This is a genomic window from Streptomyces sp. NPDC023541, from assembly GCF_055559995.1.
The window spans coordinates 215,061-233,856 of sequence record NZ_JBVHJO010000009.1 but is presented as its reverse complement, the minus strand read 5'-3'; the positions used below and the strand labels follow the sequence as shown (position 1 = coordinate 233,856).

The window sequence follows — 18,796 nt, the reverse complement described above, 5'->3', positions numbered from 1 at the left end:
ACGAGTGATGACATCCGACCTGTGCTGGACGCGTCAACTACCCACCGGTCGGGGGGGCGTATGCGGGGGAAGTGATTCCGGCGCTGGAGCGCCCCGGCGCCCGGTGAGGTAGGTCACCCCACGTGACACCAGGGCCCGAAGGAGAGGCCCGCGTCCGCCAGGTCCTGCCGGGCGATCCGCAGTCCGCCGCCCGTGTCGAGCATCGCGATCGTGACCGCGCCGCGAGCGTCACGGGCGATTGCCGGCACCCCGGCACAGCGGTCGCCCACCGGCGCCCACCACGCGCCGTACTGCTCACCCTCCGTAGGGTAGGCGGCGATCTCGGGGTGTCCCTCGGCACCCCGCTGGAGCAGGACCGTGCAGTCGTAGCCGTTGATACGGGTACGGGTGACACCCACGGGGCCGACACCGCCGGCGCCGCCCAGCGGCATGAGCATGTGCGGGGCTCCGGCAGGCGCCTGCGGGCGGTAGGCGATGACACCGCCGTCCGCCGGGTGACGCCAGAAGTAGGTGCCGGATCCGGGGCTCGTCTCACAGGAGCTGTAGGTCCCCTCGACGGCGTCGGCCTCCATGCGCCCGAGCCATTTGAAGCCGGCCCCCGGCCCGCCCTGACCCCAGTACGACGCTCCGCCGCGGAAGGGTGCGAGGAACTCGGCACGCCCCTGGGCCGTCACGAGGGGGGCGACGCCTCCGCGCACCCACTTGCCCTGATAATCCTGCCAATTGTCCCAAATGCCGTCCGCGCGACGCGTCCGGCCCCGCACGCCGATGCCGAAGCGGGTGGCGAGCACATGGAGCGCTCCGGCGCCGTCGGGCAGCACGATCGGGTCGCCGTACGGAGGCTGGGGCTCCTCCTCCTTCTCCGGGAACGGGTTGCCCACGGGCCGCCAGTCCCCGAGCGGCCGGCCGGTCTGGTACTGGGCCGCCAGGACCAGCTCGCGGCCGTTCGGCGCACCCTCGCGGTGGCGGGTGCCGACGAACCAGACGAAACCGCTGGAGTCCTGGGCGAGCGTGAACCGGCCGGCCCACCCCTCCACGGGGAAGAGGTCGGGCCCGTGCCACACGTCCGAGCCGGGCGCCGACTCGGTCCAGCGCACCAGACCCTCGGCGCAGCTCGCGTAGGCGGTCAGCCGCCCGTCCCGTCCGAGGCGCAGCCAACCCGGGGCCAGGTGCCCGGCGTCGGCCGCCGCGGCTATCTCGGGGCCGGGGACGGCGGGCTCGACGGAGGTGACTCCGAGGTCCGCTCCGTCACGTCCGCGTCGCGCCATGTCCCGGCCACTCCTGCCCACACTCGCCCTATTTGTCCGTCCCGGCCCGGCGGGCCGTTGGACAATGTACGTCAGTACGCCAACGCGTCGGCGCGAGGGACGGAATATCCGGTTCCTCCCCGACGCCCCCGTGCCTGCGGCCACGGTGGAGGCCGCCGGCGCCGGTCGGGGCCGGTTGGGGCCGGTCGGGGCCGGCGAAGCCGAGGGACGTCGTGCGGGTACTCCGGGCGGAGTACCCCGGAAACGCTACGCGCGGGGTGACGCGGGTGACGGCGGGTGCGGCACAGCGCGGCCGTACGGGCGAACTGCGCGAACGCCCGGGTCCCCCGTGGCGGCACGGCCGTACGTCCTGGACGAGCGGTTCGGCCACCTCTCAAGGACGGAACGGCATGACCGTCGCCGGTCAGGCGGTGCCGCTGTGCGCACGGGCGCCAGGCGGGCCGGGGTGGTGCCCACCCCGGCCCGTTCGGCCGACCGGTCCGGTGGGGCGACGGGCTCAGGGGAGGTCTTCGGTCGGCGGGTCGGCCTCGTAGACGTGCGGGGTGTCCGACTCCCACTCCACCAGTTCGGTGCCGCCGAGAACGACCTCGTCGGGGTCCGGCATGCCCGCCCGTCGCAGGAACTCGATGAGGTCCTCGTCCGAGCGGGCCAGGCCGAGGGGCTCCTCCCGGTTGGCGGTCCGCAGGGTCACCTGCCGGCCTCCCGACGGGAAGATCCGGTGCACGACGACGGGCGCATGATGCATACCCCCAGCCTCGCCGGACCGGCCCGCTCCGGCATCCCGGGAGTCAGCGCGTTCGGCCGACGGTGGCGGCGCGGTCGGCCGACGCACGGATGCGGAACGTGGAGGGGTCGGGGTAGGTCGCCTGCTCGGCGCGGACGACCTCTTCTATCTCGGCCTTGAAGGCGGGCTCGAAGAAGTCGACGCCGAGGAGCAGCTGCAGCCCCCGCAGCGTGGGGTCCAGCAGCGGGCGTGCCATCCGCGCCCCGCCTCCGCCGATGCCGGCGAAACCGGCCCGGGCGATCGCCGGGCGGGCGGCCACGCGGTCCTCGACGCCCGCGGTCGCGTAGCCGAGGATCAGCGCGAGTTCGGCGAGGAACTTCCGGGTGCCGAGGGCCATCTCCTCGGCGCCCTGGAGCGTCTGTACGGTCCCGCCCGCCACTTTGAAATCGTCCCCGGTGCGCTTGAGGCCGCGGGTCTCGTACACGGCGAGCGCCTCCTCGAAGAGCCGCCCCGCCTCGTCGACCGCCTGCATCGCCGTCACCAGCTGGTCGATGTCGATGTCGATCTCGCGCTTCACGCTGCCTCCTGGTCCCGGAACTGTGCTGCACAGACCGTAGGAGGCAAAGTCCCTCTGCGGAACCTCTCTGCGCGGGCATATCTCGCGGGACGTGCTCCGGTGCGGAGGCGCAGTGCCGCGTACGCCTTCGGTCGCCCGTTCCGAAAAGCCCCACGGCCGGGCCCGCGGCGGGGATACTCGGACGCGTGGAACTGCACATCGATCACCGCTGGCTGCTGGAGCGGCAGGAGGCGCTGTTCAAGGACGTGGAGGTGGCCGACCACTCCGCCCTGGTCGCCGCCGTGGCCCGGCACCGGGTCAACACGCCCAGCCTGGAGGTGGACGCACCCGACGCCTACTGGCGCGCGGCCGCCCTGCTCGACGCGATCGTGCTGCTCCGGCCGCTGCCCACCTCGAACGAGTACTTCGCCTACGGGGTCGCCGTCGCATACATCGAGGCCTCCGGGAAGGCGGTGGAGGCCTCCTACGAGCAGTGGCGCGCCCTCGTCACCGACATCCGCATGCTGCGCGTCAGCGTCTTCGACGTCGCCGCCCGGCTGCGCTCGTGGCAGCCGGCCTGAGGGCGGCCCGGGGCGGTTCCCCCGGCGCCGGTCAGCGCCGGCGCTGGGCGGGTGTGCCCACCAGGAGCGCGTCCGAGACGAGCCGCGCGCCACGGGCGAGGCGGCTCAGCTGTTCGAGCTCCAGGGCGTACATCCTGATCGAGTTCTCGATGACCGACTCGGCTATGCCCATCATGGGCAGCTCGGCGCGGCTGGTCTGCAGGGCCGCGCGTACCGCCCGCATCTCGTGCTGGAGCTGGAGCTGGACGTGCCGGGCGAGGAGTGCGTGGTGACGGGTCAGCGTCAGGTACCCGCCGTAGCGGGCCGGGAGCAGGTCCCGCAGCCATCGGGTGGCCGTGCGCTCCCAGTCGTGCGTACCGGGCGCCTTGACCTGCATGGGCCAGTCCGGGCTGAGCGTAAACATGGCCGTCTGGGGCATTCTCGTCACTTCCGAGGGGTGTCGAAGCTCTGATCGAGACGTTCTGTCGAGACGTTTGAGGGGCGGCCTCGGCCCAGGGGTTGACCGAGGCCGCCATGGGCGCTCTGCGGGATCCGAAAGCCTGGACTCGACCCGCGGTCGCGACGTGAGGAGGAGGTTCGTCGTACCGCGGTGCGTTCGAGAGGACGTGGGGTCGTCCTCCTTGGCATCTGGTGGATCAGGAGCGCCGTCGCCAGTAAACATATATACCGTCGAGTAAGCAAGAGTATGAAAAATTTCATGCACCTCGGAGGCTGAATATCGCCTGGTGAAGCGGGCCCGAGGGGTCTGGGAAGCGCTACAGGAAGAAGCCGTGCTGGTCGGCCACGTGCTCGTAGTCCTCCAGACGGGCCTGGGTGCGCTCGGGATCCGCGTCCGCCATCGCCTGCAGCAGGGCCGCCGACAGCATCCCGGGTGCCGCGTAGGAGTCGAACACCAGGCGGGAACCGGTAGCCGCCGTCAGGGCCACGTCCGCCTCGTCCACCAGGGGCCCGAGGGTGGGATCCGTGATCAGGACCACGCGCAGCCCCGTACTGCGGGCGGCCCGGACCGCGGAGAGGGTCTCCTTGGCGTGCCGCGGCATGGCGAACGCGAGGACCCAGGTCCCGCCGGCCGCCCTGGACTGGAGCAGTGCGTCGAAGGCGACGCTGCCGCCGCGCGTCACCAGGCGTACGTCGGGGTGGATGCGCCTCGCGGCATATGCGAAGTACTCCGCCAGGGAGACCGAGATCCGCAGCCCGAGGACGGTCAGCGGCACCGAGGCGGCCAGCTCGCGGCCGATGTCCAGGACCTGGTTGGTGTCGGCGAGCAGCCGGCGCACGTTCTCCAGGTTCTCGATCTCCGCGTCGACGGCGGCCTGGAGTTCGTTGCGTCGGATCTGCTCGCGGGTGTCCGGCGCGCCGGCCACGGCGCTGAGCGCGATCGGCTGGAGCACGTCGCGCAGGGCCGGGTAGCCGCTGAAGCCGAGGGAGGACGCGAAGCGGGTCACGGAGGGCTGGCTGACGCCCACCCGCTCGGCGAGTTCGGTGATCGAGAGGAAAGCGGCCTCGGTGAGGTGGTCGATCAGGTACTGGGCGATGCGCCGCTGGCCCGGGGACAGGCGGCGGCCGTCGAAGAGCGCGAGGAGCCGGTCGGCCGGAGGGCGGACCGGCTCCTCGGCCGACTGACCGCTCGGCGTGATCGCAGCCGCTTGTGCGCGTGCCTGCTGCCCCGATGACACCGGAGGGCCTCCTTCTCACGTCACTCGCGCTCAAACATAGCTCACCCCTCGTGGCCGATGATGATCAGTCCTGGGCGCGGGAGGTGACCGGGGCGTCGGTGCGGTCGCCCAGGAACTCGTACCAGCGTCGCTGCAGGCACAGGTAGCGCGTGTCCGCCTCGACGAGGTCGAGGAACGAGCCGATCGTCGCGGCCAGCCGCTCGCCGAGACCCGGATCGGTGAGGCCGCCGTCCTGGGCGAAGGCGTGGTGGGCACCGGCCAGGCTGAACATGTCGGGGTAAACGCGGGCGCCGAGGTGTTCGAGGGGTACGCGCAGGGCCCACAGTCCGCGGTTGCCGCCGACCATCGAGGGCGAGGCCGACACCAGCAGGGTCTGCTTGTCCTTGAAGGGCTGCGGCCGGTAGCGGGACACCCAGTCGACGGCGTTCTTCAGGACGCCCGGCACGGAGGCGTTGTACTCGGGCGAGGCGATGATCAGCGCCTGCGCGGCCTCGATCCGCTCGCACAGGGCCAGGGCGCCCTCGGGCAGCCCTTCGCCGGCTTCCGCGTCGCCGTCGTACGGGGGCATGGGGAAGTCGCGGAGGGTGACGGGTTCCGCCACTGCCCCGGCCTCGCGCACCATCTCGGCTACGAGGGCCGCGAGCCGGACGTTGACCGAGCCGGTGCGGGAGGACCCGGACAGGACGAGGGCGCGCAGCGAGGTACGGGGGTGCTCCCCGTCGTGCGGACGGCCCGGATCCGTCGGGAAGTGGTCGGGGTCTGTCGGGTTCATGCCGTTTCCTGCCCTCTGCTCTCGGCTCGGCTTCTCGGCTCGGCTCTCGGTTCTCTGTTCCCGGGCCTGCGGACGCCCGGCGGGCGACGCGCGGCGGGACCCGCACACGCCAGTGTGCGGGTCCCGTCCGGGCCGCCGGGTCACTTCGCGCCGGGGTTCTCCCAGCGGTAGAACTCGTGGGCCATCGCGTCCTTCGGGCTGCGCCAGGTCTCCGGGTCGTGCGGGCTGATGTACGCCGTGAGCCGGTCGCTCAGCCTGCGGAACTCCGGGTGGTCGGTGACCTTGGCGATGGCCGGACCGGGCGCCCGGTCCGCCTCGATGAAGTGCATGTAGACGTCGCCGAACTGGAAGAGGCTCCGGCGTGTGACCCCTACCAGGTGCGGCAGTTCACCCGCGTCCGAGTCCGCGAAGAGCGCGGCGATGTCGGGGCCCGATCCCGGCGCCATGCGGGCGACGATGAGAGCGCGGTGCGTGTCGTTCATCCGACTGCTTGCCTTTCGTTTCAGAGACGTCGGAGACGTCGGAGACGTCAGAGACGGCTGACGGCGGGGGTGCGGCTCTCGCGTTCGCGCTGCTCGATCTTGTCCCGGATGAGTGCCATCTGGATCGGGGAGTTGCGGTTGATGTTGTCGGTCATCCAGGCGTCGTCCACGGGCGCGTCGGGCTTCATCGCGAAGTCCTGCGTCCACTTCATCCGGGTGCCGCCGGGCACCTTGAAGTACTGCCAGTGGATGTCCATGTGGGCGAAGGGGCCCGTCTCCACCCGCCGGGCGCGGACCGTGAGGCCCTCGCGGTCGACGGTCCGCTCCGAGACCCAGCTCCACACCTTGCCGTTCTCGTCGGGGTGCATGGTCAGGCGGAAGGTGGTCGTGTCCCCCTTCTGCTCGAGGATCTCCAGCGAGGCGTACTCGCTGAACAGCTGGGGCCAGTTGGGGAGGTCGTTGGTCATCTCCCAGACGAGCTCCACGGGCGCGTTGACGGTGATCTCGTTCTCAGTGTGTCCTGGCATGTCAGGCTCCGGTCATCAGGCTGTTGTTGACGAGGTCGAGGAATTCCCCGGGGGTCTTGCAGCGGTCGGCCTCGGTGGGCAGGGCCCGTCCGCGCCGGTTCTCCAGCTCACCGACGATGCCGAGCAGGCCCAGCGAATCGAGGCCGTACTCGTGGAAGGGCGCGTCCGGACGTCTCGCCATCTCGATGGGGTCGACGGTGATACCGGCGGTCTTCATCAGGGCCGCCAGCTCCTCCACGGTCAGTCGGTCGGACATGTGGATGCTCTTTTCCTTGGGGGTACCGCTCGGGTCCCGGCGGGCTAGGAGTCCGTCGGGGAGCCCTTGCGGACGACGAGCGCGGAGTTCGACCCCATCCGGCCGCGGCTGAGCACGAGCGCCGTGCGCAGCTGCGCCGGCCGGGCGCTGCCCGTCACCACGTCGAGGTCGTGGCACACGTCGTAGACGTTCGGGGTCGGCGGGACGACGCCGTGTTCCAGCGCCAGGACCGCGGCCGCGGTGTCGAGGGCGGGAGCGGCGCAGTACGCCCGGCCGATACCGGACTTGGGCGCCGTGACCGGCACCTTGTGTCCGTGGTCGCCCAGTGCGTGGACGATCGCGGCCGCTTCGGCCGTGTCGGCCTCGGGGGTCCCGAGGGCGTCGGCGAAGACCACGTCGATGTCCTCGGGGGCGCAGCCGGCTTCCCGGAGGGCGCCGCGGACGGCGTGGGCCAGCCCCTCGCCGGCCTCGTCGTGCCGCCGGGTGCCGCTGAAGGTCGCGGCGTGGCCCGCCAGTACGGCGCGTACGGTGGCGCCGCGGCGGCGGGCTTCGGCCTCGTCCTCGACGACGAACATGGCGCCGCCCTCGGCAGGGACGAAGCCGCAGGCCTGGTCGGTGAACGGCCGGTAGGCGCGCTCCGGGTCGTCCCGCGTGCTCAGCCCCTCGTACTCCAGCTGGCAGACGATGGAGTACGGCGCGAGGGGCGCCTCCGTCGCTCCGACGAGCATGGCCCGGCTGCCCTGGCGGATCGCCCGGACGGCGTGCGCGAAGGCGTCGAGCCCGCCCGCCTCGTCGCTGCAGACGACCCCGCAAGGCCCCTTCAGCCCGCGGCGGATGGAGATCTGGCCCGTGCTCGCGGCGTAGAACCAGGCGATCGACTGGTACGGCCCCACGAAGCGCGGCCCCTGCTCCCAGAGGTGCTGCAGTTCGCGCTGGCCGAACTCACCGCCGCCGGAGCCGGCTGCGGTGACGACGCCGAAGGAGAAGGGGTCGCGCTCGTAGTCGGCACGGCCGAGCCTGGCGTCCTCCAGGGCGAGGTCGGCCGCTGCGAGCGCGTGGTGGGTGAACCGGTCGGTCTGGACGAGGAAGCGGTCCTCGACCAGCGCGCCGGGGTCGAAGCCCCTGACCTCCCCCGCGACGCGCAGCGGCAGGTGCTCGCAGCCCGCCCTGGTGACGCGGTCCAGGACGCTGGCGCCGGACTGGGTGGCCTTCCAGAAGGCGTCGGCGCCGACGCCGTTGGGGGCGACGACCCCGATGCCCGTGATGACCGTACGGCTGGTCACGAGACCTCCTCCTTCGGCCGGGTCATGACCACGGCGGACTGGAAGCCGCCGAAGCCGCTGCCCACGGAGAGCACGCTGCGCAGTTTCCGGTCCCGGGCCACCTTGGGCACGTAGTCCAGGTCGCATTCGGGGTCGGGCGTCTCGTAGTTGGCGGTCGGCGGGACCACCTGGTGGACCATCGCGAGGACGCAGGCGGCGAGTTCGATGGCCCCGATGGCGCCGAGGGAGTGTCCCACCATGGATTTGATGGAGGTCATCGGCGTCCTGTAGGCGTGCGCGCCCAGGACCTTCTTGACCGCCGCGGTCTCGTGGCGGTCGTTCTGCTTGGTGCCCGAGCCGTGCGCGTTGACGTAGTCGATCTCGTCGGCGGCGACTCCGGCCTGGGCGAGGGCGGTTTCGATGGCCCGGGCCATCTCCAGGCCTTCGGTGGTCAGCCCGGTCATGTGGTGGGCGTTGCCGAAGGTGGCGTAGCCGCCGATCTCGCAGTAGACGGTCGCGCCGCGGGCGCGGGCGCGTTCCAGCTCTTCGAGTACGAGGACGGCGCCGCCCTCGCCGAGGACGAATCCGTCCCGGTCGGCGTCGAACGGCCGTGAGGCGTGGGCCGGGTCGTCGTTGTTCGGCGAGGTCGCCTTGATGGCGTCGAAGCAGGCCACGGTGATCGGCGATATGGGCGAGTCCGAGGCACCGGCGATGCAGACGTCCATCCGGCCCTCCGCGATGGCGTGCACGGCGTACCCGATGGCGTCGAGTCCCGAGGTGCAGCCGGTGGAGACGGTCTGGACGGGGCCGCGTGCTCCCGTCTGCTCCGCGACGGCGGAGGCGAGGGTGGCCGGCGTGAACGCCCGGTGCAGGTGCGGGCCGGCCAGCTTGTGGTCCACGTCCCACCAGGAGCCGGACTGGCTCACGGCGACGTAGTCGTGCTCCAGACGGGTGGTGCCGCCGACGGCGGTGCCGAGGGAGACGCCGGTCCGCCAGGCCTCGTCCGCGGTGAGGTCGAGTCCGGCGTCGCGCACCGCCTCGCGGGCGGCGACCAGGGCGAACTGGATGTACCGGTCCGCGCGGGCCGCCTCCTCCTCGTCGAGGCCGTGCTCGGCGGGGTCGAAGTCGACCTCGGCGGCTATCCGTGAGCGGAAGCCCGTCGGGTCGAAGAGACTGATGCCCCGTGTCGCCGTACGCCCGTTGGCCAGCAGGTCCCAGAAGTCGCGGACTCCGATGCCGCCGGGCGCGACGACGCCCACTCCGGTGACGGCCACCCGCCGGCGGGTCACGAGACCGCTCCTGTACGGTCCGGCGGCTGCTCCCATGCGGTTCCCTCCGGGTTCGGGGCCTGCTCGGTGTCCACGTGTCCCAGTTCGGGGCGCGGGGCGAGGGGGCCGAGGTGGAAGACCATGCGGGCTTCGGTGTCCCCGACGTTGCGGAAGCGGTGGCGCGTGTTCAGGGGCACGAGCAGCCCCTGGTCGGTGCGCAGCGGGTGGGGCTCCCCGTCGAGGTCGACCTCCAGCCGGCCGCTGACGACGTACACGAACTCCTCCGAGTACGGGTGGTAGTGCTCGGCGATCGACTCTCCGGGGGCCATGATGGCCAGGCCCATGAAGCCGCTGGTCGAACCCACCGAGGTCGGGGTGAGAACGGCCCGCAGGTCGCCACCGCGCCGGCGGTTGGGCGGCGTCTCGCTCAGGTCCACGATGCGTGGGCGCTGTTGGGTCATGGTGGGTGCCTCCTGGCGTGTGGGGAGAGCCTCGACGGAGATCGGGGTGGGGGTGTGGGGTCGGTGGGGGCCGGGGGCCGCAGTGGGGCCGGCCGGAAGGAGGGCCCCGGGGAGGATCAGGACTGCGCGGGTGCCCGGCGGTCGGTGATCAGCTTCATGGTGTGGTGTGCGGCGCGGCCCCGCCCGTCGGGCGCGAGCGTCAGCCGGTCGAGCACCGCGGCCTTCCGGGGGCCCGAGATGCCGTAGACGGTCTCGGGGTCGGCCTCCAGCGGGCCGTGTACGTCGATCAGCCGGACGACGATGTCGTCGCGCTGGAAGATGCTGCTGCTCCGAACGGGGCTCCGGGACCGGCGTGCGGCCTCCTCGTCCTGCCGGGCCAGGAACCTGGCGAGTGCCTGGCCGCAGCCGGGCTTCGCCGGGTAGAAGACCGCGTGCCGCTGCACCTCGGCGGACTCGGGCTCCGGTGCGGCGATGTGGTGGACGGCCGGGACGGCGGCGCGCATGAAGAACATGCGGGCCGATTCCGGGTCGCCGAGGTCGCGGTCCTGTTCGAGGTAGGGGTTGATGGCCTCCTCGACGGCGCGCACCTCGGGCTGTTCCGAGACGTGCCTGAGGGCCGCCATCAGGTCGCCCTGGACCTCGACCGTCCGTACCACCCGGTTGCCGTGCATGAACAGCGAGGTGCGGCACAGGCGGGTGTGGTCGTCGACGCGGGCCGCCGGTGAGGCGTAGCTGGAGAGGATGGACGCGACGTCCTTCTCGCTGCCCGGCTTGACCGTGAAGGTGAGGGCGTGGCGCACGATGCCGGCGCCCAGGCGGGGCGTGGACTGCAGGCGCGCCGTGGGCGGGCGGGCCGCCTGGTCGTAGCCCCGTCCGGTCTCGCGCAGGACGGTGAACTTGAGCGGGCGCATGGAGCGAGCGCACGCACCCAGCGGCCGCACCTGTTCGGCGTGGTGCTCGCTGTTGACCCAGGCGAGGTATTGCGGGGCGCTCTCCCACTCGCTCGTGATCAGCCACTGCGAGGGGTTCTCGAAGGACTGGCACAGCTGGTCGCTGATGTGGCCCGGGACCGACGCGATGTCGTTGCGGAGCTTTTCGTACGCCTCGAAGAACTGCTGCTGGGTCCCCTCGTGGAGATCCATCAGAAGGACGACCCGGAGCATGGAGCCGTCGAAGGCTGACTGCGACACCCGTTCGGAGAGGGTGGTTGTCATCTACTCACTCCTTCATGAGGGGGTGGAGATCCATCGCGTACGGACCCCTCGTCCGTCACCGGTGGCGTCCGCCCGGGCCGGCGGCCGCCCTCTGGCGAACGACAGGCCGGCGCGTCTCAGGGGGAGCCGCTGTCGCTCATCGTCATCCGGGTAGGGGCGTACCGCTACATGTCGGGATCAAGCGGGTGACAACCGGCGAATCAACTGGGCCTCATCGCGGATCGGGGGCATAAAGAGTCCACTCCCCCACACAGAAAACAGGAGCCCGCAGCTGATGGAAGACAACGCCGATGTTCGCGTACCGGTTCTCGTCGTGGGCGGCTCCCTCGTGGGCCTGTCCACCTCACTTTTCCTGAGCCGCCACGGAGTGAGGCACCTGCTGGTCGAGAAGCACTCCGATACCTCCGTGCACCCGCGCGGCCGCGGCATCAACGCCCGGACGATGGAGCTCTTCCGCACGGCAGGGGCGGAGCACGCGATCCGCCGGGCGGCGTCCGTGCTGGAGGGCATCCAGGGCATTCTGCAGGCGCGGTCGTTGACCGACACCGCCGACCACAACTGGCTGATCAAGTCGATCGACCCGTCCGGAGCGCTGGCGCGTTTCAGCCCGACGGGGTGGTGCCTGTGCAGCCAGAACAACATCGAGCCCGTGCTGGCCGAGCAGAGTCGTGCTCAGGGCGCCGACATCCGCTTCGGCAACGAGCTGATGAGCTTCGACCAGGACTCCACCGGGGTGAACGCCGTGGTGAAGAACCGCACGACGGGCGAGCACATCACGGTGCGCGCGGACTTCCTGATCGCGGCGGACGGACCGCGCAGCCCCGTCCGCGAGCAGCTGCGGATCCCCCAGACGGGTAACGGCGAGCTGTTCCACAACGTGAGCGTCACCTTCCGCTCGGAACGGCTCGTGAAGGTGCTGGGCGACCTGCGCTTCATCGTCTGCTACCTGATGCGCCCGGGTGCCGACGGGGCGCTGCTGCCGGTGGACAACGACACGCAGTGGGTCTTCCACGCCCCCTGGCACCCCGACCAGGGAGAAACCCTGGAGGACTTCACCGACGAGCGGTGCGTGGACCAGATCCGCGAGGCGGTCGGCGTACCCGACCTGGACGTGGAGATCAGCGGCAAGGCGCCGTGGCACGCGGCCGAACGGGTGGCCGAGCGGTATTCGTCCGGTCGGGTGTTCCTGGCGGGGGACGCAGCGCACGAGATGTCGCCCACCGGGGCCTTCGGTTCCAACACGGGCATCCAGGACGCGCACAACCTGGCGTGGAAGATCGCCGCGGTGCTGGACGGGTCGGCGGGCATCGAGCTGCTCGACACCTACCAGGCCGAGCGGCTTCCGGTGGCGAGAGCCACGAGCGAGCGTGCGTCGGCCCGTTCGGCCGAGCACAGCCACCCGGGGTACGCGCCTCCGCCCACCATGGGCGGCGGACCGGGCAGCGGTGTCCTCACGACGGCGATGGCCTACTGCTACACGCAGGGCGCGCTCGTCGGCGGCGACCCGGCGCGGCCCGTCATCCCGGAGACGCTGCGGTCGATGGGAGACACCGGGACCCGGGCCCCGCACATGTGGCTGACCAGGGGCGGTGAGCGGATCTCCACCCTGGACCTGTACGAGCGTTCCTTCGTGCTGCTCAGCGGCGCGGGTACGCCGTGGCAGGCTGCCGCGGAGCAGGCGGCCCGACAGCTGGGGCTGCGGCTGGACGCGTACACGATCGGTTCCGGGCCGGGTGCGGACCTGGTCCCGGAGGGCGGCGCGCCGTGGACCGAGGTCCACCGGCTGGGCGCCGACGGCGCCGTGCTCGTACGCCCGGACGGGTTCGTGGCCTGGCGCTCGGAAGGCGCCGTGGCCGACCCCGCGTCGGTGCTGCGCGAGGTCCTCTCGACGGTGCTGCGCCGGGCGTGACCACCCACTCCCCCCGTCCGCCGGCCGTGCGCGCGGCCGGCGGACGGGGTTCAGCGGCAGGTCCAGCAGCCGGCCCAGCAGCCGGCGTGGGGCTGGACGGTACGGCGGCGGCCGGCGCCGCTGCCGGCCCCCCTGTCGGCGCCGCCCGTCGCGCCGCGGTCGCGGTCACGCTCGATGGCGGTGCGGTGCGCGCAACAGGCGATGACGACCGCGATCGCGGCCACTTCCTCCGGGGCGGCAACGCCCTTCTCCACACGCAGCAGGCTCGTTATCGGAACATCCTTCGACATCGGCACGGCCTCTCTCACGGGGGCTGCGCGTGCGCCCTGTCGCGTCGCGAGGGGCGGACCGGCTCGGCGTCGGCGCGGGCGGCACACGGGTGGCTCGGCGCGCTGACGGGACGTGTTCCGCATGCGCGAACCGGCCGGTGGGGTCCTGTCGGATCTCGAGGACTCCTGTCGCGACCGACGGTACAAGCGCCCGGCGGCCGCGGCACGCCGGGATTCCGGCACCCGGCGGGCCGTCCGGCGGGGCACTCGTGAAGGGCCACCAGCCCCTGCTCTGCCGGGGGTGCGCCGGTCATCTGTACGCCGTCTGCACGACGGACCACACCGGCGGGAACAAGGTCGGGCAGTGGGAGGTCGACCACGAGATGCCCGTGTCGTGCCCGCTGGCGGGCCTGTTGCCGCTGACCGGCAGGGGCGTCTCCGTCCACGACCTGCCCGGCGCCGAGGAGGTACTCGGCCCACCGCGCTGAAACGGGCGGCGCATTGGACCGGCCGGGTGAGTCCCGCCCGCCGCGCGGACCGCCGCGGCGAACGGGCGTTGCCGGGCTTTGCCGTGCCGGGGAATGGACCGCCCGGCCTGGCGCCCTCTTGGGCGGTCTACGCGCGGGACGGTCCGGGCACGGTCCGGAGGTCGTAGCGGTAGGAGCGGTCGTTCTTGAAACTGAGCCAGACGGTGGCCGGCGGTTCGGGTCCGTCGGCGCGGCCGTCGACGGGGTGGGCGGTGACGAGACCGCCGGCGATCTCGCAGTGCCAACCGTCCGGCGCCGACCAGACGCACCACACCTTCCCGTCCGTCCGACGGTAGGCCGGCCGCCCGTTGTGCTCGCCGGCGCGTTCGAAGAGGTGGCGGAGCCCGTCGGTGTGCCGCACGAAGGTGAAGGACGCAAGGTCTGTCATGGCAACGGCACTTTACGGGGCCTGCCGGGCGGCGGTCCCGGCCGGCCGTGCCCGCCACTGCTCCGCCGCCATCCGCCAGATGACGTCGATCCCCGATTCGCCCGGGGCGAGCGGGCCTTCGGGCGCCGGTACGCGCTCGACCTCCGTGAAACCCAGGCGTCGGGCGACGGCCCCGCTGGCGTGGTTGGCGGCGTCGTGGTGGATCTCGATCCGGTCGATGCCCGGCAGTCGGAAACCCTGGGTGAGGAGAGCCGTGCAGGCCATCGTGACCAGGCCCCGTCCGGTCCGGGCCGGGTGGAGCCAGTAGCCGATTTCCAGGCCGCCCTCTCCGATCCTGCGCATGAGTACGCAGGTGCCGACCACTTCGGCGTCGGAGGTGATCGCGTAGCCGTAGGCCTCCCCGGTCTCCCACTTCTGCCGCATCCCGGTGAGGAAATCCGCGGTCTGCTGTCGCCCGGGGTCGGCCGCCCAGGGCATCCACGGCACCAGATGGTCCAGCGACTCGTAGATCGCCCGTTCCAGGGCGTCGAGATGGCTCGTGCGCCATCGGTGCAAGACGACCTGGTCTGAACTGAGGCTTTCGGCGGGCGTTTCCATGCACCGGATGCTCTCCCGGCCCGGCTGCCGGCGACAACGCATTAAGTGCTCCTGCCGGATCCGGCGAGGCCCGATCAGCGCTGCGCGGGGTGGTAGAGCACGTGCGCACGGGCCATGTCCCCCGGCTCGTCCCCGGACAGCCGGAGGAAGTGTTCCACCTGCCAGGTCTGCGTACCGCGCGCCTGGCGGGCGGTGGTGGTCACCCACGGCGGACAGACGCGGAACGCCCGCTTGCCTCCGGAGCCGTTCGTCGACACGACGCCCCGTTCGCGCAGCACGTCCCGCGGGAACACGAACTGCCCGAACCGCTCGCCCTCGCGGGTACTGATGACGAACAGGTCGACGGGATCCGCGGCGTCGAAGGGCTGGATCGGCCCGCCCGCGGACCTCTTCCACACCGTGACGAACCGGCCCGCCTTCGTCGGGCCCGGGTCGTAGGCCAGTGTCCTCGCCCGCAGCAGGTCACCGGCGATCCCCGTCCCGCCGCGCGGCCACGCTTCGCGTTCCACCGCCATACCCGCATCCTGCCAGCTTTCGAACGTACGACTGAATTCAGTCGAGCGCGCTGCTGGAACTCCTGTGCGAGCAACTGATCACCGTTGGTATGCTCCGACCCGATCGGAGGGGGGCCGATCACGGAGAGCCAGGCCGACCGGCCCGCGACAGCGGCTGCCCGGGGCCGGCTCGGTGGTGTCCCCTTCCTCCCGTGTTCGCCCATGAGAGGGTGCTTGTGGACCCAACCGTAAGACGATCGTCGCGCCTGCACCGAGGGCTGGGAGCCGCCACGCTGGCCCTGGTCACCGGCGCCGCGCTGCTGCACGTGACCACGCCCGTGGCGGTCGCGGCCCCGGCCGCCGGCGCCCCGGCCGAACTGGTGCTGCCCGCCGCCCCGCGCGGACTCCCGGCCCGGGACCAGCTGTTCGTGGCCGGTGACACCGGCCTCCTGCACGCCCGTGAGGGCGGCGACCAGCTGCTGTGGACCCGGTACGACACAGGTGCCACCACCGACACCGGGCTGCGGCTGCCCGCCCCGGTCGACGGCGGCCTGGACCAGGGCCGGCCTTCGCGCGGCTACCGGGGCACCCCCGACCACCGCTACGGAACCTCCTCCGACTCCGTGGCCGTCCCGACGGCGGCCACGGCGCAGGCTCCCGCCAAGGTCGACCTGTACGACCTGGCCACCGGCAGGCCGGTCGCGCTCGGCACCGTCACCGTCCCCGCCGGGCAGAGCTACTACGGGACGTACGGGCGCACCGTGCTGACCTTCGAGGGCAGCGCCTCCGCGGTCACCGGCTGGTTCCTGAACCGGCTGGACGGCGCCTCCACGGTCCGCACCAAGGTGGCCCTGCCCGCCGGCGCGGCCCTCGCGTCCTCGGTGCACGACGGCGACCAGAACGCGCTGATCCTGCGCCACCGTCAGGACGACCTCAGCCACTCCGTCCTCGTGGACGTCGTGACGGGAGCGACCACCGCGCTGCCGGACGAGGGCGAGTACGACTTCTCGCACACCTTCCGGCTGGCCAAGGGCAAGGTGCTGCGCACCGGCGACCAGAACACGGTCGACGTACTGGACCGGGCGCAGCCGCAGACCGTGCTGAGCTCCACCTACCTCAACCCGGTCTCGGGCGAACTACGCCTGCTCGGCGACTGGCTGATCGGCACCGATTCCGTCCAGGGGTCCTCGGGCGACGACCGGGGCCGTCCCCTGCACTTCACGCCGATCGGCTCGACCTCCGGCACCGTCGAGTACCTGCTGGAGTTCGCCGACAGCCAGCTGCTGCCCGCACCGGACGGCTCGCTCCTCGCGGTCGGCAGCCCCAAGGCCCCCGCGTACGGCAGCCAGCCCCAGGTCGCCGTCCAGCGGATCACGGCGGCCGACGCGGCCAAGCCGCAGGCCGGCAAGCTCGCGGACGTCCCGCCGGCACCGGCCACGGTCTTCGGCCTGTCGATCGGCGGCGGCGTGCTCACCGCCGCCTCGGACACCGTCCAGTTCCAGCCGGGAGACATCACCGGCGCGTTCCGCAGCTACCGGATCTCGAACGACCCGACCCCGGTCAAGACCTTCGAGTACCTCGACGGAACCCACAGCATCAGCGACTGCTTCAGCCACGGCGCCGGCTGCGTCGGCCTCCGGTCCAGCGGCGACGGCCGGTACCTGGAGTACGACCCGGTGAAGTGGCAGGCCGCCGCCATCCGCCAGGCCGGCAACCGCGACTGGGCCGGCAAGATCCCCACCGGGAACGTCGACGGCCTGCGGACCGCGGACGCCGCGGGCCGCTACGTCGCACTCGCGCAGACCGCGTACGGCAACTGGACGTCCAACCACCTGGTCATCGTCGGGGATCTCGACGCGCGCGCCCAGGTGTTCCAGACGCAGGCGACCGGCGTCGCGGTCCAGGGCGACACGCTCTGGCTCTCCCGGCAGGACGACAAGACCGTCTACGCCAGTGACATGAAGGGCGAGGCGGACCGGGGCACCTTCACCACGCCCTGCCCGGCCACCCTGTTGGAGGCTGTCGGCCGCTACGTCTCCTGGGCCTGCCAGGACAGTCAGGGCACGGTGCGCACCAGCGGGGTGTACGACACAGCGACCCGCCAGACCCTTTCGGTGCCGGTGATGAGCACTGGCTGGACCAACAGCGTCTGGGGCCGGGAGTCGCTTCTCGGCGACGGTTACCTGGTACGCCAGGACCTGGCCGGCGGCCGGCTGCTGCTGCTCGACTTCCACGACGGCATCAAGGCGTCCGGCGGCGAGAACACCGTGCAGGTCCGCACCCTGGCCCAAGGCGAGGAGTGGAAGGGCCAGCGCCACGCGAACCGGTCCTGGGCCGTGGACCGGACCGGCTCGAACATCGTGTGGACCGACGCCGACGGGCAGCGCATCCACGTGGCCAACAACGGCATCGCGGCCGCGCAGGCCGGTGACCGCCTCACCACGCTGTCCCCGGCGCGGCTGCTCGACACCCGGGCGGGACTCGGCCGGGCCGGGACCGCACCGGTGCCGGCCGGCGGCGAGGTGTCGCTGCAGGTCGCGGGCCGGTCCGGGGTTCCGCAGTCCGGTGTCAAGGCGGTCGTGCTGAACGTGACGGTCACCGACCCGAAGTCCGACGGACACCTGACCGTCTGGCCCTCCGGCACCACCCGCCCCGATTCCTCCAACCTCAACTGGACGACCGGGCGGACCGTGCCGAACCAGGTCGTGGTGCCGGTGGGGGCCGACGGCAAGGTCAACCTCCGCAACGCCGGCTGGGGCACGGCGCACCTGATCGCCGACATCTTCGGCTACTACGCTCCGGACGCCTCGGGCAGCACCTTCACCGCGGCGGGGCCGGCCCGTCTGCTGGACTCCCGCGCGGGGGTGGGCCGGCCGGGAACCACTCCGGTGGCCGCCCGCAGTGAGGTGTCGCTGCAGGTCGCGGGCCGCGGCGGCGTTCCGCAGTCCGGCGTCAAGGCCGTGGTGCTGAACGTGACGGTGACGGACGCGAAGGACGCCGGGCACCTGACGGTGTGGCCGTCGGGCAGCGCCCGCCCCGACTCCTCCAGCCTCAACTGGACGGCGGGCCAGACCGTGCCCAACCACGTGGTGGTCCCGGTCGGCGCCGACGGGACGGTGAAGCTGTTCAACGCGAGCTGGGGCACCGCCCACCTGATCGCCGACGTCTTCGGCTACTACTCCGGCGACCAGGCCGGCGCCACCTTCCACACCGCCGGCCCCAAGCGGGTACTCGACACCCGGACCACCGGGGCGGTCCCCGCCCGCGGGAACACCGTGCTCGACCTGTCCGGAAACGGTGAACTCCGCCGGGCCAAGGCGGTCGTGCTGAACGTTACGGTCACCGACCCGAAGTCAGACGGACACCTGACCGCCTGGCCCTCCGGCACCACCCGCCCCGACTCCTCCAACCTCAACTGGACGACCGGAGGGACCGTGGCCAACCTGGTGACGGTACCGGTGGGCGGCGACGGCAAGGTCGAGATCGCCAACCTCGGCTGGGGCTCCACCCACGTCGTCGTCGACCTCTTCGGCCACTTCGGCTGACCGCCCGCCGGCTCCCCGCC

Annotated in this window: 21 protein-coding genes; 4 read left to right on the top strand and 17 right to left on the bottom strand. The window is 72.1% G+C overall.

Annotated elements, in window-relative coordinates:
* Nucleotides 1–113: 113 nt before the first annotated feature.
* From ACZ3X1_RS23705 to ACZ3X1_RS23695, 3 genes are all read right to left on the bottom strand, one after another.
* The gene (locus ACZ3X1_RS23705) at nt 114–1,268 is read right to left on the bottom strand and encodes a hypothetical protein (protein ID WP_362623729.1); all 1,155 of its coding nucleotides are present in this window, start codon (nt 1,266–1,268) and stop codon (nt 114–116) included.
* A gap of 496 nt (nt 1,269–1,764) precedes the next feature.
* On the bottom strand, nt 1,765–2,013 hold the full coding sequence (locus ACZ3X1_RS23700) for a hypothetical protein (RefSeq protein ID WP_362623732.1): 249 nt from the start codon (nt 2,011–2,013) through the stop codon (nt 1,765–1,767).
* 43 nt (nt 2,014–2,056) lie between these two features.
* A complete protein-coding gene (locus ACZ3X1_RS23695; RefSeq protein WP_467280864.1) occupies nt 2,057–2,569 on the bottom strand; it encodes a hypothetical protein in 513 nt (170 codons plus the stop codon).
* A gap of 185 nt (nt 2,570–2,754) precedes the next feature.
* On the opposite strand from ACZ3X1_RS23695, the gene ACZ3X1_RS23690 reads away from it, so the two are divergent.
* Nucleotides 2,755–3,129: a toxin Doc gene (locus ACZ3X1_RS23690; protein WP_467280863.1), complete on the top strand. Its 375-nt coding sequence runs from the start codon at nt 2,755–2,757 to the stop codon at nt 3,127–3,129.
* A 31-nt stretch (nt 3,130–3,160) separates the two neighbouring features.
* On the opposite strand, the gene ACZ3X1_RS23685 is transcribed toward ACZ3X1_RS23690, so the two are convergent.
* The 10 genes from ACZ3X1_RS23685 to ACZ3X1_RS23640 form a co-directional block, all read right to left on the bottom strand.
* Nucleotides 3,161–3,532: a hypothetical protein gene (locus tag ACZ3X1_RS23685; RefSeq protein WP_362623741.1), complete on the bottom strand. Its 372-nt coding sequence runs from the start codon at nt 3,530–3,532 to the stop codon at nt 3,161–3,163.
* A 352-nt stretch (nt 3,533–3,884) separates the two neighbouring features.
* Nucleotides 3,885–4,805 carry a MurR/RpiR family transcriptional regulator gene (locus tag ACZ3X1_RS23680; RefSeq protein WP_030654469.1) on the bottom strand — a complete coding sequence of 307 codons (921 nt, stop codon included), beginning with the start codon at nt 4,803–4,805 and terminating at the stop codon, nt 3,885–3,887.
* 64 nt (nt 4,806–4,869) lie between these two features.
* On the bottom strand, nt 4,870–5,502 hold the full coding sequence (locus tag ACZ3X1_RS23675) for an NADPH-dependent FMN reductase (RefSeq protein ID WP_467280945.1): 633 nt from the start codon (nt 5,500–5,502) through the stop codon (nt 4,870–4,872).
* A gap of 215 nt (nt 5,503–5,717) precedes the next feature.
* Nucleotides 5,718–6,059 (bottom strand): TcmI family type II polyketide cyclase, encoded by a 342-nt coding sequence (locus ACZ3X1_RS23670; protein WP_390078655.1) that lies wholly within the window; start codon nt 6,057–6,059, stop codon nt 5,718–5,720.
* A 47-nt stretch (nt 6,060–6,106) separates the two neighbouring features.
* A complete protein-coding gene (locus ACZ3X1_RS23665; RefSeq protein ID WP_362623747.1) occupies nt 6,107–6,586 on the bottom strand; it encodes an SRPBCC family protein in 480 nt (159 codons plus the stop codon).
* Between the two features lies 1 nt (nt 6,587).
* Nucleotides 6,588–6,842: an acyl carrier protein gene (locus ACZ3X1_RS23660; RefSeq protein ID WP_362623750.1), complete on the bottom strand. Its 255-nt coding sequence runs from the start codon at nt 6,840–6,842 to the stop codon at nt 6,588–6,590.
* A 44-nt stretch (nt 6,843–6,886) separates the two neighbouring features.
* Complete coding sequence (locus tag ACZ3X1_RS23655) at nt 6,887–8,125, bottom strand: beta-ketoacyl synthase N-terminal-like domain-containing protein (RefSeq protein ID WP_467280862.1); 1,239 nt, start codon at nt 8,123–8,125, stop codon at nt 6,887–6,889.
* Entirely contained in the window at nt 8,122–9,393 is a 1,272-nt protein-coding gene (locus ACZ3X1_RS23650) for a beta-ketoacyl-[acyl-carrier-protein] synthase family protein (protein ID WP_362623754.1), read from the bottom strand. Before ACZ3X1_RS23650 ends, ACZ3X1_RS23655 begins: the two co-directional genes overlap by 4 nt.
* On the bottom strand, nt 9,390–9,833 hold the full coding sequence (locus tag ACZ3X1_RS23645) for a cupin domain-containing protein (protein WP_030965476.1): 444 nt from the start codon (nt 9,831–9,833) through the stop codon (nt 9,390–9,392). Before ACZ3X1_RS23645 ends, ACZ3X1_RS23650 begins: the two co-directional genes overlap by 4 nt.
* Nucleotides 9,834–9,949: 116 nt before the next feature.
* A complete protein-coding gene (locus ACZ3X1_RS23640; protein WP_467280861.1) occupies nt 9,950–11,047 on the bottom strand; it encodes a SchA/CurD-like domain-containing protein in 1,098 nt (365 codons plus the stop codon).
* A gap of 274 nt (nt 11,048–11,321) precedes the next feature.
* Between ACZ3X1_RS23640 and ACZ3X1_RS23635 the strand changes: the two genes are divergently transcribed.
* Entirely contained in the window at nt 11,322–12,956 is a 1,635-nt protein-coding gene (locus ACZ3X1_RS23635; protein ID WP_390078662.1) for an FAD-dependent oxidoreductase, read from the top strand.
* Between the two features lie 50 nt (nt 12,957–13,006).
* Here ACZ3X1_RS23635 and ACZ3X1_RS23630 read toward each other — a convergent pair whose 3' ends face one another.
* Nucleotides 13,007–13,210, bottom strand: a complete 204-nt coding sequence (locus ACZ3X1_RS23630) for a hypothetical protein (protein WP_467280860.1) — start codon at nt 13,208–13,210, stop codon at nt 13,007–13,009.
* 284 nt (nt 13,211–13,494) lie between these two features.
* Here ACZ3X1_RS23630 and ACZ3X1_RS23625 point away from each other — a divergent pair, with 284 nt between their 5' ends.
* Nucleotides 13,495–13,713, top strand: a complete 219-nt coding sequence (locus ACZ3X1_RS23625) for a hypothetical protein (protein WP_030818030.1) — start codon at nt 13,495–13,497, stop codon at nt 13,711–13,713.
* Between the two features lie 127 nt (nt 13,714–13,840).
* On the opposite strand, the gene ACZ3X1_RS23620 is transcribed toward ACZ3X1_RS23625, so the two are convergent.
* The 3 genes from ACZ3X1_RS23620 to ACZ3X1_RS23610 form a co-directional block, all read right to left on the bottom strand.
* Nucleotides 13,841–14,140, bottom strand: coding sequence for a hypothetical protein (locus ACZ3X1_RS23620; protein ID WP_356815975.1), 300 nt, complete (start codon nt 14,138–14,140; stop codon nt 13,841–13,843).
* A gap of 12 nt (nt 14,141–14,152) precedes the next feature.
* Nucleotides 14,153–14,737, bottom strand: coding sequence for a GNAT family N-acetyltransferase (locus ACZ3X1_RS23615; RefSeq protein WP_467280859.1), 585 nt, complete (start codon nt 14,735–14,737; stop codon nt 14,153–14,155).
* Between the two features lie 74 nt (nt 14,738–14,811).
* Nucleotides 14,812–15,252, bottom strand: a complete 441-nt coding sequence (locus ACZ3X1_RS23610; protein ID WP_467280858.1) for a MepB family protein — start codon at nt 15,250–15,252, stop codon at nt 14,812–14,814.
* A gap of 209 nt (nt 15,253–15,461) precedes the next feature.
* Between ACZ3X1_RS23610 and ACZ3X1_RS23605 the strand changes: the two genes are divergently transcribed.
* Nucleotides 15,462–18,776, top strand: a complete 3,315-nt coding sequence (locus ACZ3X1_RS23605) for a hypothetical protein (protein ID WP_467280857.1) — start codon at nt 15,462–15,464, stop codon at nt 18,774–18,776.
* The last annotated feature ends 20 nt before the right edge of the window (nt 18,777–18,796 follow it).